This window comes from Celerinatantimonas diazotrophica (genome assembly GCF_004339545.1).
Taxonomy (GTDB): Bacteria; Pseudomonadota; Gammaproteobacteria; order Enterobacterales; family Celerinatantimonadaceae; genus Celerinatantimonas; species Celerinatantimonas diazotrophica.
The window spans coordinates 81,392-96,382 of record NZ_SMGD01000012.1 but is presented as its reverse complement, the minus strand read 5'-3'; the positions used below and the strand labels follow the sequence as shown (position 1 = coordinate 96,382).

General features: G+C 46.1%; 13 protein-coding genes. 7 read left to right on the top strand and 6 right to left on the bottom strand.

What is annotated here, in order from left to right; translation table 11 throughout:
• The first annotated feature begins 147 nt into the window (after nucleotides 1-147).
• Entirely contained in the window at nucleotides 148-2,655 is a 2,508-nt protein-coding gene (locus EV690_RS06775; protein ID WP_131912248.1) for a penicillin-binding protein 1A, read from the top strand.
• 120 nt (nucleotides 2,656-2,775) lie between these two features.
• Here EV690_RS06775 and EV690_RS06770 read toward each other — a convergent pair whose 3' ends face one another.
• Together EV690_RS06770 and EV690_RS06765 are read right to left on the bottom strand one after the other, a co-directional pair.
• Complete coding sequence (locus EV690_RS06770) at nucleotides 2,776-3,129, bottom strand: hypothetical protein (RefSeq protein WP_131912247.1); 354 nt, start codon at nucleotides 3,127-3,129, stop codon at nucleotides 2,776-2,778.
• A gap of 115 nt (nucleotides 3,130-3,244) precedes the next feature.
• The gene (locus tag EV690_RS06765; RefSeq protein ID WP_131912246.1) at nucleotides 3,245-4,456 is read right to left on the bottom strand and encodes an MFS transporter; all 1,212 of its coding nucleotides are present in this window, start codon (nucleotides 4,454-4,456) and stop codon (nucleotides 3,245-3,247) included.
• Nucleotides 4,457-4,566: 110 nt separating this feature from the next.
• Between EV690_RS06765 and soxR the strand changes: the two genes are divergently transcribed.
• Entirely contained in the window at nucleotides 4,567-5,019 is a 453-nt protein-coding gene (gene soxR / locus EV690_RS06760) for a redox-sensitive transcriptional activator SoxR (RefSeq protein WP_131912245.1), read from the top strand.
• A 90-nt stretch (nucleotides 5,020-5,109) separates the two neighbouring features.
• Here soxR and oxyR read toward each other — a convergent pair whose 3' ends face one another.
• Both oxyR and EV690_RS06750 read right to left on the bottom strand, forming a co-directional pair.
• The gene (oxyR, locus tag EV690_RS06755; RefSeq protein ID WP_131912244.1) at nucleotides 5,110-5,991 is read right to left on the bottom strand and encodes a DNA-binding transcriptional regulator OxyR; all 882 of its coding nucleotides are present in this window, start codon (nucleotides 5,989-5,991) and stop codon (nucleotides 5,110-5,112) included.
• Between the two features lie 273 nt (nucleotides 5,992-6,264).
• Nucleotides 6,265-6,909 (bottom strand): TetR/AcrR family transcriptional regulator, encoded by a 645-nt coding sequence (locus EV690_RS06750; RefSeq protein WP_131912243.1) that lies wholly within the window; start codon nucleotides 6,907-6,909, stop codon nucleotides 6,265-6,267.
• Between the two features lie 171 nt (nucleotides 6,910-7,080).
• On the opposite strand from EV690_RS06750, the gene hlyD reads away from it, so the two are divergent.
• The 4 genes from hlyD to EV690_RS06730 are packed head-to-tail and all read left to right on the top strand — an operon-like array spanning nucleotide 7,081 to nucleotide 12,014.
• The gene (hlyD, locus tag EV690_RS06745) at nucleotides 7,081-8,058 is read left to right on the top strand and encodes a secretion protein HlyD (RefSeq protein ID WP_131912242.1); all 978 of its coding nucleotides are present in this window, start codon (nucleotides 7,081-7,083) and stop codon (nucleotides 8,056-8,058) included.
• A 7-nt stretch (nucleotides 8,059-8,065) separates the two neighbouring features.
• Entirely contained in the window at nucleotides 8,066-9,790 is a 1,725-nt protein-coding gene (locus EV690_RS06740) for an ATP-binding cassette domain-containing protein (RefSeq protein WP_131912241.1), read from the top strand.
• Nucleotides 9,790-10,914, top strand: a complete 1,125-nt coding sequence (locus EV690_RS06735) for an ABC transporter permease (RefSeq protein ID WP_131912240.1) — start codon at nucleotides 9,790-9,792, stop codon at nucleotides 10,912-10,914. The genes EV690_RS06740 and EV690_RS06735 overlap by 1 nt, the downstream gene beginning before the upstream one ends.
• A gap of 2 nt (nucleotides 10,915-10,916) precedes the next feature.
• The gene (locus tag EV690_RS06730) at nucleotides 10,917-12,014 is read left to right on the top strand and encodes an ABC transporter permease (protein WP_131912239.1); all 1,098 of its coding nucleotides are present in this window, start codon (nucleotides 10,917-10,919) and stop codon (nucleotides 12,012-12,014) included.
• On the opposite strand, the gene EV690_RS06725 is transcribed toward EV690_RS06730, so the two are convergent.
• Both EV690_RS06725 and EV690_RS06720 read right to left on the bottom strand, forming a co-directional pair.
• On the bottom strand, nucleotides 12,011-12,232 hold the full coding sequence (locus EV690_RS06725) for a hypothetical protein (protein ID WP_131912238.1): 222 nt from the start codon (nucleotides 12,230-12,232) through the stop codon (nucleotides 12,011-12,013). The two genes, EV690_RS06730 and EV690_RS06725, sit on opposite strands and share 4 nt — an antisense overlap.
• Nucleotides 12,233-12,235: 3 nt before the next feature.
• A complete protein-coding gene (locus tag EV690_RS06720) occupies nucleotides 12,236-13,096 on the bottom strand; it encodes an MmyB family transcriptional regulator (protein WP_131912237.1) in 861 nt (286 codons plus the stop codon).
• Nucleotides 13,097-13,297: 201 nt separating this feature from the next.
• Between EV690_RS06720 and EV690_RS06715 the strand changes: the two genes are divergently transcribed.
• Entirely contained in the window at nucleotides 13,298-14,707 is a 1,410-nt protein-coding gene (locus tag EV690_RS06715; protein WP_131912236.1) for an MFS transporter, read from the top strand.
• The last annotated feature ends 284 nt before the right edge of the window (nucleotides 14,708-14,991 follow it).

Here is a 14,991-nt window from a genome sequence, read left to right as displayed (position 1 = left end):
TAGGCGCTAGTTTAGCCTTTTAGTGATAAATAAATCAATAATGAGGATTAAAGAGTAATATGTTATTTCAACAAAATGGGTCGAATCATAACCGCAGTTACCTATATAATTGACTCTTATGAAGACACCAACAGGTAACCATATTTAATGACGTGGCTTAAACGACTTTTGGGGATCATGCTTCTCGGTGCCATTGTTGGCACGGCAAGTGTCGGTGCAATGTATATCTATGTACGTCCCGAACTACCAGACGTCAGCACCCTAAAAGATGTTCAGTTGCAAACACCAATGCGTGTTTATACTGCTGATGGTAAACTTATTTCACAATTTGGCGAAAAACGCCGAATCCCACTGCCGATTCAAGACATTCCGCTCAAAATGAAGCAGGCATTTATTGCAACTGAGGATTCCCGTTTTTACCAAAACCCAGGAATCGACCCCATTGGGATTATACGAGCGGCAATTAATCTCGTGGTCACAGGTAAAAAATCGCAAGGGGCCAGTACAATTACCCAGCAGGTCGCCCGCAATTTCTTTCTCACTCGTGAGAAAACCTATATTCGTAAAATCAAAGAGATCTTCCTGGCCCTACAGATTGAACATGTTTTAACTAAAAATGAAATTCTCGATCTCTATTTGAATAAAATTGCGTTAGGTTATCGCGCCTATGGGGTTGGCGCCGCAGCTCAGGTTTATTACGGCAAATCGGTTAATCAGCTAACTCTGGCGCAGATAGCCATGATCGCCGGTCTACCTAAAGCCCCCTCCGCCTTGAATCCACTACATGATCCGGTGCGTGCTAAAGATCGACGCAACACCGTGTTAGGCCGAATGCTTGAGCAAGGCTACATCGACAAAGCAACCTATGAAAAAACGCGTCTCGAGCCACTGACAGCAACCTATCATGGCGCGGAAATTCAGGTCCACGCCCCCTATCTTGCCGAGATGGTTCGCCAACAGATGGAAGCTAAATATGGTGATAAAGCCTATACCCGTGGACTAAAGGTCTATACGACTGTCACGGCAAAGCGCCAGTTAGCAGCTGAACATGCGTTGCGTCAAAATCTACTCAATTACGACCAACGCCATGGTTTTCGCGGACCGATTATGCATCTATGGAAAGCAGGGAAGCCAGAGCTTACTCATGACCAGATTAATCACAAACTGGAAACATTACCCAACTACGCCCATCTGATTGCCGCGGCCATTACTCAGGTTGATGGCCAACAGGCCAAAGCTGTACTCAAAGGTGGCAAAAACATTACTTTAAACTGGGACGGCATGAAATGGGCCCGGCGTTTTATTACCGATAGCCGCCAAGGGAAAGAGCCCAAACAAGCAAGTGATATCTTAGCTCCTGGTGATGTTGTCTGGGTGACTAAAGAGAAGGATTCGGATGATTATCGCCTCTCACAGCTACCGGATGCCAGCGCAGCGATCATCGCGCTCAATCCGCAAAACGGCGCTATAGAAGCAATCTCCGGAGGTTTCAGTTATAACCAAAGTAAATTTAACCGAGCGACGCAGGCCCGCCGTCAGGTCGGCTCAAATATTAAGCCGTTTATCTATTCAAATGCGTTTGCCAGTGGCATGACACTGGCAACACTGGTCAATGATGCCCCAGTCAACCAATGGGATCAGTCTCTCGGTGTCGCTTGGCGCCCGAAAAACTCACCCCCGGTGTATGCTGGCCCACTGCGTCTTCGCGTGGCATTGGCTGAATCGAAAAACGTGGTGTCAGTGCGCTTGGTTCGTAAAATGGGTATCGATAGCGTCATTAAACACTTAGAGCTATTTGGCTTTAACAAAGACGAATTGCCGCACAATGACACCATTGCACTGGGATCAGCATCACTCACTCCCCTGCAATTAGTGCGCGGATACGCAACTTTCGCAAATGGTGGTTTTTTAATTTCACCTTATTTTATCGACCATGTTAGCGATTCAACCGATCAAATCATCTATCAGGCACAACCTAAAATTGCTTGCCGATATTGTGATAAATCGGCCAAAAGCCCATCGATCAAAGAGTTACTCAGCATCAAAGGCAACCCGTTGCAACAATGTCCCATCCAGTATGCCAACGCGAGCCAGTTAGCACCGCGAATTATTTCGGCGCAGAATGCTTTCTTAGTCGCTCAGGCTATGCACAGTGTTATTACTGGGGGTGGCAGTTGGGCACATCATACCGGCTGGAACGGCACAGGCTGGCGCGCGCTCACTCTGCATCGAGATGACCTGTACGGTAAAAGTGGGACAACCAATGCTTCCCGAGACGCTTGGTTCTCCGGTTTCGCCCCAGGAATTGTCGTCACGAGTTGGGTTGGTTTCGATAACTTCGACCGCGATTTAGGCCACACGAGTTACAACAATAATCTGGGTAAAGATCAGGTTTATGGGGGAGAATTTGGCGGTAAAACAGCTCAACCAGCTTGGATCTCACTGATGCGAGAAGCGCTTAAGGGTGTACCTGAGCAACCGGTCCCAATACCAAATGGTATTGTCACCGTGCGTATCGATGATAAAACCGGACTGCTTAGTAACAAAACTGACTACACCAGTCGCTTTGAATACTTCATCGATGGCACGCAGCCAACGCAATATGCCCGACCAAATAATGCTGAGCATGAAAGTATTCAGGATCAGATTTATTAGCATTGATAGAAGGCCAAAGCATTGCTTTGGCCTTTTATCATAACAGCCCCATAGCTGATCGATAACGTGGCCCAAATTACTCTGAACGCTTTGGGATAGTTCTTGCCCGATTCAGGGCACTCAATGGATCAAAAAACCAACTTCTTTTATTTGCCCATCTATTTCTTTAATGAAATAGCGCGCCAAAAATTCACCAGGTACTTTACGACTCGTCTGCTTCCAAACAATCTGCGCAATGTGCTCACGCCGCAGTACTCCCAGAATTTCTCGTTCCAGATTTAAAGAGGTGAAAAGCTCATTCTCTTCCCATAGTTTGAGCACGTTATTTTTGTTTTCTGGATCCTGAGCTTCTGCCTCGGTTTGATACATACTAAACAAATCCCAATCTTTTTGATTCGAGGCTTTGATGACGGTATCAATCATCGGCAGAGCTATGGCAATCAGCTCTTCATCTGTTTTGTTCGTAATGGACACCTTCTCTCTCCTTGTTAAGTAATGACGAGTACAGGGCGCTTCACTCTGTTACACCTTATAACGAAAAGCCCCAAATCACTAACGCTACCACTAAATCGCGAACCGAACTCATTCACTAAGACGCCATGCTTACAACCAGATCTGGCCGCCGATGAAGACGCACCATAATCATTACCGATACAACGAGAACAGCCGCTGCGATAAAAAACCCCAAATGGATGAAATCAAAGTGGCTTAATAACGCAATGACAACGTAACTGAGGCTTTGCGCAAGATTCGAAAACATTTTTAGTCCACCTTCGGCTCGCCCACGTTGCCCGATATCGATACGGTGATGCATCATGTTCACTCGGGCAATCCGATTTAAGGCATTTAGCAGCCCAAAGAAAAAAGTAAATACCATCAAAAGTGGCAGCGAAGCCGATATGCTCATGCCAATGAGCATCACAGCGGCCAGCCCCATAGCCACAAGGATAATACTCGGATAGGGCCCTATGCGTAATAAGCGACTGATGAATAACCCCGTCACGAGAGACCCCATCGAAAAAGAAATCTCATAACCGGCAAACCAATCCCCAGAAATCCCCATTTGTGCGAACCAAATAGGCACCAATTTGTCCAGAAATGTCAGTATCGGATAGCACAAAGCAGATAACATTAAGAACAAATAAAAATGGGGTTGCTGGGTAAAAATCATTCGACTCTCAATTAACTGTCTAACAAATGAAAGAGCAGCCGAGTGGCGTAATTGTAATTGACGCCGATAAGGACAGAGCAGGTAGCAAATAATGGCGATAGCTGAAGCCATTGCCGCAAAAATAGAAAATTCAAACATCCCCCAAGTCTGTAACAGCACCACACCCAGCGCACCAGAGCCCAATGTCGTCGCTTGCATCGTCACCTCTTGTTTCCCGGATATGGAGGCATACTCTTGAGGGTGAAAGTTCTCTTGTGTAAAAGCATGGTTGGTAGTCCAAGCCACATTACCAGAAACCCAAAAAACTAACTGAGCGGCAGCCAACAACCAGTTTGACGCATATCCTAATCCGTAGACTAACGCGACGACCGCCGCTGAGCCAGATTGAACAACCTGCACAAGAATCAGAATATTTTTACGAGAACAACGATCTATCAGTGTCGAAAAAAATGGCGTAAGCACAAAAGAAACCACTGTACAAACCAATGCAACTAAGGCAACAAATACCCCCATATGAGGCGTTGAGAGCATGATCCAGGGCAAAGCCATCATGAACAGCCCAGAGGAAATACCATCAAAGAATCGCCCGGTTAAATAGGCTCGTGCAGGAGTTTTTACATGAAGTTCCATATTTTTGATTTCCTTGGCAATAACGAATCACCACCCTAAAACCTAAAGTTAACTTGAGGAAAAGTATTTTTTTATTTATTGTAAAAACTCTTGGTGAAAAGGAAAAAGCAATGGAGATGACGGTAGGCGAAGTTGCCAAACGAGCGGGGGTAAAAGTATCAACCCTGCATTTTTATGAACAAAAAGGGCTTATTTATAGTTGGCGAAATCAGGGGAATCAGCGCCGCTATCATCGCAGTATACTGCGTCGAATAGCAGTGATAAAAGCCGCACAAATCGTTGGGCTAAGCTTAGAAGAAATTGCTGACTCACTCTCGGTATTACCCAAACACCATGCGCCAACTCGGGAGCAATGGACACAGATGGCATCCAAATGGCAAGCCATGCTTGAGCACCGCATTGCGCAGTTGAATGCATTACAAAACAACCTTGGCAATTGTATCGGTTGCGGCTGTCTGTCTTTAGAAGACTGTGCCCTATATAATCCGCAAGATATTCGCGCAAAAGACGGTGCAGACAAAACGCGCTTGCTCCAACCTGAAGAATGGACTCAAAAAATTTGAACATTCCACACCTAAAAAGAGTCCACCCTAGGGACTGTTGACCTTTTGTGGTTGTTCCAAGCACTATTCATAGTCGTCGCCATAGCAACATCAGAACTGGATCTGGTTTTGTATCAATTTAGCTAACTCATTAAAGCAGGGGCGACGCACTGAATGCATTCGATAAACCAAACTGATCACTCGCCCGGGCTGCGGCTCACTAAAGCGTTTATAAACAAGCTCCGTATCGGATTTCGGCACAGCCAACTCGGGAAGCAAAGTGATACCACAATCGGCGGCAACCATATGGCGCAATGTTTCTAAACTGGTGGCTTTAAAGCTGGTATCTTCTTTGGCTCCGGCGGTAAAGCAATAGCCAAGGGCTTGATCGCGAAGACAGTGGCCATCTTCCAGCATCAACACACGATGCCCTTTGAGATCTTCTAATACGATCCGCTCACGGTCTTGCAGAGGGTGATCTTTAGGCAGCGTCAATAAAAACGGTTCACGATATAAGTCGATATGTCCAAACCGTTCCATATCTGGCAACAATGCCAGAATCAGGCAATCCAATTCTCCCTCTTCGAGTCCTTTGATCAGCTCTTTGGTCTGCTCTTCATAGAGAAAAAGCTCCAAATTAGGAAACCGTTCACGTATCGGTGGCACAATTTTAGGGAGTACATAAGGAGCTACGGTTGGGATCAAACCAATGTGTATTGGCCCAGAAAGCGGAGCCTGATAGTTTTTGGCAATGTCTTTGAGCCCTTTTACTTCCATTAAAATCAGTCGGGCTTTCGCCGCAATATCTTCGCCAGCATGAGTAAAAATCACCTTGCGTGAAGTCCGCTCGATCAATAACAACCCTAATTCTTCTTCAAGTTTTGAGATTTGGCCGCTTAAAGTCGGCTGACTGACAAAACATTTTTCAGCCGCTTTACGAAAGTGTTTTACCTCTTGAAGTGCAACCAAATACTCTAAATCTCGCAAGTTCATATCATTTCCTGTTGGCAAGATAGCGTGAATCATGAAAATGAATCATCGACAACGCTCTGTGTAGCACTATCTAAGGATAGTGCCACCCTATATCGTTTGATAGCCTTATTGTGCACAGATTGATAGTTTCAAACAATCAAAAATACGAGGCAAATAAAAATCAAAAGGAAAGAATTCACCATATAAGAATATTAATTCAGGATTTAAAAAGCCTGTTCTGGGGGGATAATAGATATGCAACGCCGCTCAAATGATGTGTGACGATCTAATAGCTCAGCCGCTGTCATTTTCCGAGACTGCGCGCAAACCAGCTAATAAAAATCGTTGCAAATGGTCCACCAATTGTTCTGAGGGATAATTAAAAATACCTGACAGTGGCATCTGCTGCTCACGATTAGCAATCAGCATCATCAAACACGGCGCAAGTACATTAAAGATGGCTGGCAACAAACGAGGGTCATCTTCAGCTAAACCAGTGAGTTGCGATATTAGAGTATTTAAACGAGTAAACTTGGGTAAAATCTGTTCATTCACGACATAGGATAAAAACTCAGAAGGAGCCGCAATCTCCCGCGCCCAAATCCTCAGTTGCCAGTTTTTCGCTCCCAGTATTGCTGGAATTAGCGCCCCAATAAACGTGTGAAATTTTGCTTCCGCCTCAAGCTCACTATCCATTAACGCATCTAGGTGTTCAAGATCCATAAAAGATTCATGCACTTGTCTTAAGATCACTTTATATAACCCTTGGCGAGAACCAAAGTGATAATTCACTGAAGCTAAATTCACACCACAACGCTGGCAGATCGCTTTACTGGTTGTCCCTTGATAACCATATTGGGCAAACAGTTCACCAGCCGCTTCTATAATCTGCTCACGCGTTTTATCGCCGTCAGGGCGCCTTTTTCGTTTAGGCTCCATGGTCACCTTCTTCACTCTGCTCTACTGCCCTTGGTCTGTTCATGGCTCGACCAAAGAAACGGTTTTAATGAGTCACTGTCATATAAATATTTATTAATTTATCAAACTATACTTTAAATTTAAATTTGAATTTAATATAGTGAAGAAAGTCTTTGTTGCTGGGAGTCGGTCATGCGTAAAAGCATCCTAATTGCGGTCATATTCGTCATCATTGTTGGAGGCGGCAGCTACTATTACTTCCAGAAAGAACAAAGTGATCAACCGCCTGTAACACTCTACGGCAATGTCGATATTCGCACCACCGCATTGAGCTTCCGTGTGGGGGGGCGGCTCAAATCACTAAATGTCGATGAAGGTGATACGGTTCATAAAGGGCAAGTTATTGGCGAAATAGACCCTCGTCCCTACCAAATTGCGTTAGCCCAAGCAAAAGCCCAGTCTGACGCAGCCAAAGCGAATCTGGATCTGCTCAAGGCCGGTTATCGCAGTGAAGAAATTGCCCGAGCTCGTGAAAAGGTCAAACAGCTGACTTCAGCTTATCAATATGCTCAGAGCTCTTACCAACGCTACCGGGCATTACGCCTTAAAAAAGCCATTGCCCAAGAACAACTCGATGCGGCCAAAGATAAACGCGATCAAGCCCAGGCAGATCTATTAGCCGCTCAGCAGCAACTTGCCCAGTATCAACAAGGCAATCGGCCACAACAAATTGAACAAGCGAAAGCTCAATTTGAGCAAGCCCAAGCTGGTGTTGCCAAAGCCCAGTTAGATTTAAGCGATACGCAATTAAAAGCCCCCGCGGATGGGACCATTTTAGTCCGCGCGCACCAACCAGGTGCCATGCTCAACCCAGGCACAACTGTCTTTACTCTCGCACTGAGTCACCCGCTGTGGATTAAGGCGTATATCGATGAACCTCATCTGGGCATGGCACAAAGTGGCCGTAAGGTCACGATCACTAGCGACAGTAGCAAACAGATATTTCATGGTCACATTGGCTTTGTTTCACCGACGGCTGAATTTACGCCCAAAACCGTTCAGACCGAACAGCTTCGAACCTCGCTGGTGTATCGCTTACGCATCATCGTCGATGACCCATCGCCGCAACTGCGACAAGGGATGCCGGTAACCGTACATTTTGCCAAATAGGTGAGCCATGGCTGCAGCAACAAAGGTGGTGCTCCAAAATATTGTCAAGCGCTTTGCATCGATGTCAAAGCCTGCGCTGGCAGCACTTAATCTCACCATTGACTCAGGTTATGTGACCGGCTTGATTGGCCCGGATGGGGCCGGAAAAACCACGCTATTACGAATGATTGCGGGGTTGATGGTGCCCAGTGAAGGCTCACTTCAAGTCGCCGGATTCGATCCGGGCAAACAGGCAGCAGCACTCCACCAACAGCTGGGGTATATGCCGCAAAAATTTGGCCTGTATAGCGATTTAAGTGTTCAAGAAAACTTAGATTTATATGCCGATTTACGCGGCGTTGACCTAAAAACCTGGCCTCAGACCCGCCAGAAACTGCTGGATTTTACCGATCTGGGACGGTTTACCTCTCGTGCGGCAGGCAACTTATCAGGTGGGATGAAGCAAAAACTGGGGCTGGCCTGCACTTTGGTCGGGCAACCTCAAGTGCTGCTGTTAGACGAACCCGGCGTTGGCGTTGATCCCATCTCTAGGCGCGAGTTGTGGAAAATGGTTCATGAATTAGCCGACGATGGGATGCTCATTATCTGGAGTACTTCGTATCTGGACGAAGCTGAACAGTGTCAACGAATTTTGTTGATGAACGAAGGAGAATTGCTCTTTGAAGGTGTGCCACAAAAACTCACTGACACCATTCAAGGACGTAGTTTTTTAGTCGATGGAGGTGAGCATCCGCGCCAAAGATTGGCTCAGATCTTAGCACTCAATGATGTCCGAGATGCTGTGCTCCAAGGCCAGCAAATTCGCACCATTACCAACACTCCCGATACCAGCTCATTGCTCACCGAAAATCTACATCTTGCTAGTCAAGCGATACAGCCCACCAGCGCCCGCTTTGAAGATGCGTTTATTGATCAATTAGGGGGGCAGGAAAACCGCCATTCAGCATTAGCTGATATTCTGCCGCAGATTGAAAATGACCACACCAAAGCCATTGAAGCAATCGACTTAACCCGCCGTTTTGGAGATTTTGTCGCTACCGATCATGTCAATTTTGCAGTGCAACGCGGCGAAATATTTGGCCTACTGGGGCCCAATGGTGCAGGTAAATCGACCACCTTTCGCATGATGTGTGGCTTATTGCCAGTCTCGTCCGGACACGCCAAGGTACTGGGGATTGATCTCAAACGCAGTCCTGGCAAAGTACGTCAGCGATTAGGTTATATGGCTCAGAAGTTTTCGCTTTACTCCAATTTAACGGTTTGGCAAAACTTGCAGTTCTTCTCCGGTGCCTATGGCCTGCATGGCAAACTGCAGCGCCAAAGAATAAACGAGATGGTTGAGACCTTTCAGTTCCAGTCCATTTTAAAACAAACACCAGAATCACTTCCGTTAGGGTTTAAACAGCGCTTAGCGTTGTCCTGCGCGCTAATGCATCAACCTGATATTCTATTTTTAGATGAACCGACCTCTGGCGTTGATCCCCTGACCCGTCGGGAATTCTGGCTACATATTAACGGAATGGTCGAAAAAGGCGTGACGGTAATGGTAACGACTCACTTTATGGATGAAGCAGAATATTGCGATCGCATCGGTTTAGTTTATCAAGGCCGTCTGATTGCGGTTGATCCCCCAGACCAACTCAAAGCCGAAGTGATGCAAGATGGGGAACATGACTTAACCATGGAAGAAGCGTTTATCCGGTTGATTCAAGCCCAAACGGAGCCAGCCTAATGTCAATTTCCATGCGCCGTCTGGGCGCTATGTGTCGCAAAGAGAGCTACCAGATCATCCGCGATCCAAGCAACGCATTGATCGCGATTGTGATCCCAATATTGTTACTCTTTATTTTTGGCTATGGCATTAACCTTGATACCGGACGACTCCATATTGGTATTGTGAGCCAATCGCAGGGGCAAGCCAGTCAGAATCTTCTGAACACATTCCACAATTCGCCTTACATACAATTGACGATCAGCGACCATCGCGCGCCACTTGAAGCAATGATGCAAAAAGGTGATTTACGTGGCATCGTCGTTATAGGGCCTGATTTTGATCGTAAAGTCGTTGCTGGCCAACTGCCTTCTTTACAGGTCATTACCGATGGCAGTGAACCCAACACAGCTCGGTTTGTGCAAAGCTACGTCCAAAGTATCTGGCAAATTTGGCAACAGCAGCAAGCCAGCGCCAAAGGCCAGCATGTTAAGCCTCTCATCTCTGCCAGTGAACGAGTCTGGTTTAACCCGGCCGCGATAAGTCGCCATTTTATTATCCCCGGCGCCATCAGCATTATTATGACCGTGATCGGCACCATTCTCACATCCTTAGTCATTGCCCGCGAATGGGAAAACGGCACCATGGAAGCCTTACTCGCGACGCGGCTGACGAGAGCGGAATTGCTGCTCAGCAAACTCCTGCCTTATTATGTATTAGGGCTAATTGCTATGGGCTTGTGCGTGGTGGTTGCCGTCGGCATTATGAATGTTCCTTTCCGTGGCTCGCTGTGGCTACTGACACTCACGACATTGTTGTTTTTAACCAGCAGCATGGGCATCGGGTTATTAATTTCGACATTAACTAAAAATCAATTTAACGCCGCCATGATCGCCCTTAATGCGGCTTTTCTGCCGGCGGTGATGCTCTCGGGATTTGTCTTTGAAATCGACAGCATGCCTTCGATTATTCAGCTTGCCAGCTATATTGTGCCTGCACGCTATTTTGTCAGTATTTTAAAAACTATCTTTCTGGCAGGCAATCTTGGCACGTTAATCTGGATTAACAGCCTGTATCTGATTGGCGCATCGGTGATCTTTATTGGCCTGACTTACTGGAAAACAGCCACACGGTTGGAGGACTGATAATGTTTCATCGCCTATTCACACTGATTATCAAAGAACTGCAATCTCTGCTACGTGAGCGCCAGACACGCAATATCCTGATCCTGCCCGTGGTACTTCAGGTGCTAGTTTTTCCATTTGCTGCAACGCTGGATGTGAACCACATTAATATCGCAGTTTTCAATCAAGACAATGGCCATAGCGCAACCGAACTCATTCAACGACTGCACCATGCTAGTGCTTTTTCAAAGGTTGAAATGGTGTACTCAGAACACCAGCTAAGGCAATTAATTGATAATCAGAAAGTTCTGTTAGCCCTTCGGATCCCAGATAATTTTTCAGGTAAAATTGCCGCTAAGCAACCTGTTAAAGTGCAGATCTTGCTGGATGGGCGCAACTCCAACAGTGCCCAAATTGCGGGTGGCTATGTCCAACAGATTGTGGCGCGCTTTAATCAGGAAAAAACCGGCCAAGATGAGCTAGCATCGTTAGTTTATCGTAACTGGTATAACCCCAACCTTTATTATAAATGGTTCATTGTGCCATCGCTGATTGCCTTGATTACCACCATTGGGGTGATGATCGTCACGTCACTATCAGTAGCCCGTGAACGTGAACAGGGCACCTTGGAACAGTTATTGGTCTCACCGCTGAGTACCGCTGAAATATTCTTAGGCAAGGCGATTCCTGCAATTATTGTCGCAGTATTGCAGGCCACAATCGTGTTCTTAAGTTCGGTGTTTGGCTACCAAATCCCTTTTCACGGTTCACTACTACTTTTTTATGGCGCGATGGTGCTTTACGGCTTGTCACTGATCGGGGTCGGTCTGTTCATTTCAGCATTTTGCCGCACCCAACAGCAGGCATTTATTGGCGTATTTGTTTTTTTAATGCCCGCTATTTTACTTTCAGGCTATGTGGCCCCCGTTGAGAACATGCCCCCGTGGCTGCAAACCATGGTCTGGATAAACCCCGTTTTACATTTTACAGCTATTACGAAAATGGTTTATCTCAAGGGCGCTTCACTCAGTGTTATTGCACCTCATCTATGGGCCATGCTGATCATCTGCTTGGTCACCACCAGTACTGCTTATGTTATTTTTAAACGAAAAGTCAGTTAGTGATCTGACTGACTCAATTGCTCACGGACGCGGCGACGCTGCTGAACAATTAATTGGATCACGCAAATCAAAGCAATACAGGAAAAAAACAGGGCCAATCCCAACTGGGTTTTGTCATCAGTTGGAAAAACAAAACTCAAAAGAGTGAAAATGAGGCTTAAGATCAACCGAATCCAGTCTTTATTACCTTGAGAGAGTTTAAAAAACTTAAACGCCATGACTCATTCCTCTAAGTGGTTATTAAACACATCCGTTAAACGTTGCATATCATCACTGGTTTGCGGATAAAACACATTAAAGCGAGCGCTCGATTCGTCTGCGTGATTCCACCAAACTTGCTTCGTTAAAGTAATCGGTCCAAGGTGCGCATGACAACGTTGGTAGTCTAAATGCTCAAATGGTTGAACACGCTGATGTTCCCAAGCCTGAGAAAAATCTCTCGAGCACTGCTTAAATGTTTCAATACGCTTACTAAAAATCGGGTCGTTACGCCGAGTCATCCAGCGACTGCGCAATAACCCAGCCATTCGCTGCAGATGGCCAGCCAAAGCTTGCTCACTATCGCTCTGTAAATACTGTTGCCATTTAGCATTATTAATTGTGAGATAAATATAATTGCGCTCATGTACTGGCAGTTGGCTCAGCTCGACCCCACAAAACAATATGAATGCGCGATTGGCCCCGAGGATATCAAAATAGTCATTCATAATTAATGCGGGCAAAGGATTGACCTGTTTCAGTAGCAATTGACTTTGCTCCGAGAGGATTAAACACGGATCAAGCGTTGCCGACTCCGGGTCCTCACTCAGCGAAAGCAGATATTCGAGCTCTTGGGTGGTAAATTTTAGAGCATCTGCCAACGTCTTCAGCACACTTTTGGAAACACCAGTTGCTTTACCCCGTTCTATTTTACTGTACCAGACAGTACTAATTTGCGCCAAAGCAGCCACATCTTCGCGCCTTAACCCCGGAGTACGACTACGTGGCGAGCGAACAAAACCAACTTGCTCTGGGTCCATCGCTTCTCGCTTTTGGCGCAAAAACGCCCCGACTAATTGCCAATGATCATGACTGGTTTTCATCAAAACTGTTCTCTCCCTAGACGAGTTAGAATGACGACTGTAACACGCGCAAAGGCTGATTCACCCAACCTGAAAACAACAGCCTAATACTTTTTATACGTGTCTGGTCAATTTCTTGTACACCTCTTATAACTGTTCATAATAGCATGCTCTGGTTCACCTGCTGTTTTAAAAACAGCATTTACACTCTGAGCTCACTCTATGCAGAAAGATCACACGTTATCCTCATTAGGACTCATTTTATTGGTCATGGGGCAATTGCTACCGCAACTGGACTTTTCAATCGTCAATGTCGGGCTGAATGTGATTGGGGCTTCCCTGCATGCCAATACGACTGCACTGGTATTAATTGTTGCCTTGTATGGCGTCAGCTTTGCCGTCTGTATTGCGACCGGCGCAAGGCTCGGCGACCGCTTTGGCCGACGTAAAATTTTCATCCTAGGCATGGCCGGTTTTGCAGTCGCTTCAGCACTTTGTGCGATCTCAAGTTCAATTGTGATGATGCTATTCGGACGTTTGGCACAGGGATTATTTGGGGCACTGTTAATGCCACAGATCTTAGCCACCATTCACGCTTGCTTAAGCGGGCAAAAACATAGCCGGGCTATTGGCATATATACGGCAGTTGCTGGATTATCCGTGGCGCTAGGACAGATGTTGGGTGGGTATTTAATTAGTGCAGATTTCTTTGGATTGGGCTGGCGAGTTGCCTTTTTAATTAACTTACCCATCTGTGTACTCATCATTGCCTTGAGTTTTAAACTCATCCCAGAAACTCGCTCTAACCATATCAGTTCGATGGATTTCAAAGGGATGGGGCTTTTTAGCACACTGTTATTATCGCTTCTTATCCCCATCAGCATGGCTGAACATTGGCCACTATTATGGTTGCTGCTGCTTGCGTCCGCACCACTTTGTTACTGGCTGTGGAAAATCGAAAAACATCTAGAGCGCCACGCTGAACAACCTCTGTTACCGCCTTCTTTATTTACAGTTAAAATAACCCGCATTGGCTTTTTAAGTGAATCGGCGGTGACCTTCTGTTACGCCGGATACTTGTTTGTGAGTGCGCTCACGCTGCAAAAAGCACTGCATTTTTCGCCCCGCTTATCCGGTGATAGCTTTATTGCGTTGGGAATCATGTTTTTTGTGGGCTCCATGATAAGTCGCTCGCTTGTCAGGAAAATGAGCTACTTCTCAAGCTTTGCGCTAGGCTCATTCATAACCTTGGTAGGGTTTATCACGACAGCCGTCCTGATTCACCACTATAATGCGACGATTACACTCGTGCAGTTGTCGTTTGCAACCGGTCTGGTTGGGCTAGGGAATGCATTTATGCTCACCTCAGCGTACCGCATTGCCTTAAGCAATGTCCCCCTGCATCAAGCAGGGGCCGCCAGTAGTGCCCTCAATACGATTCAGCAAAGTTGCTTTGCCTTGGGGACGGCCGTTGCTGGCGCTTGCTATTCGCTATTTCTAAATCACGGCGCCCTCAATGCTCTGGGACATGCGATCACGGTCTTATCGGTGATTCTGGTGTTGATTAGCTTAAAAGTGATGCACTTTAAACATCACCCGCAACGTGAAGCCGCGCTGGAACCGGGACAATAGTCTCCAATGGCGAGATAAAAAAAGCGCTCTTCAGTTGAAGAGCGCAAAACTTTAATTGCTTAAAGACAAGGACTTTAATTGCTTAAGAAACATCCTATCGAGGATAAGCCTTTGAACCTATTGGCAATAGTAATAATCAATCTACCCATTTCCCTTTATATCATTACCCAAAATCCCCAGAAAAGCGCTGAATCAGGGACAAGCTCAGCAAAAAATTAAACTTCAGCTATGATCCTCTGTGATCTTTGGAAATCGCAATATAGCGCTTGGTTAAACATCAAACA

Coding starts and splice junctions, on each gene's coding strand:
- EV690_RS06775 (WP_131912248.1), top strand. CDS start 148: ATGACGTGGCTTAAACGACTTTTGGGGATCATGCTTCTCGGTGCCATT.
- EV690_RS06765 (WP_131912246.1), bottom strand. CDS start 4,456: ATGGAACTTCATGTAAAAACTCCTGCACGAGCCTATTTAACCGGGCGA.
- soxR (WP_131912245.1), top strand. CDS start 4,567: ATGGAGATGACGGTAGGCGAAGTTGCCAAACGAGCGGGGGTAAAAGTA.
- oxyR (WP_131912244.1), bottom strand. CDS start 5,991: ATGAACTTGCGAGATTTAGAGTATTTGGTTGCACTTCAAGAGGTAAAA.
- EV690_RS06750 (WP_131912243.1), bottom strand. CDS start 6,909: ATGGAGCCTAAACGAAAAAGGCGCCCTGACGGCGATAAAACGCGTGAG.
- hlyD (WP_131912242.1), top strand. CDS start 7,081: ATGCGTAAAAGCATCCTAATTGCGGTCATATTCGTCATCATTGTTGGA.
- EV690_RS06740 (WP_131912241.1), top strand. CDS start 8,066: ATGGCTGCAGCAACAAAGGTGGTGCTCCAAAATATTGTCAAGCGCTTT.
- EV690_RS06735 (WP_131912240.1), top strand. CDS start 9,790: ATGTCAATTTCCATGCGCCGTCTGGGCGCTATGTGTCGCAAAGAGAGC.
- EV690_RS06730 (WP_131912239.1), top strand. CDS start 10,917: ATGTTTCATCGCCTATTCACACTGATTATCAAAGAACTGCAATCTCTG.
- EV690_RS06725 (WP_131912238.1), bottom strand. CDS start 12,232: ATGGCGTTTAAGTTTTTTAAACTCTCTCAAGGTAATAAAGACTGGATT.
- EV690_RS06720 (WP_131912237.1), bottom strand. CDS start 13,096: ATGAAAACCAGTCATGATCATTGGCAATTAGTCGGGGCGTTTTTGCGC.
- EV690_RS06715 (WP_131912236.1), top strand. CDS start 13,298: ATGCAGAAAGATCACACGTTATCCTCATTAGGACTCATTTTATTGGTC.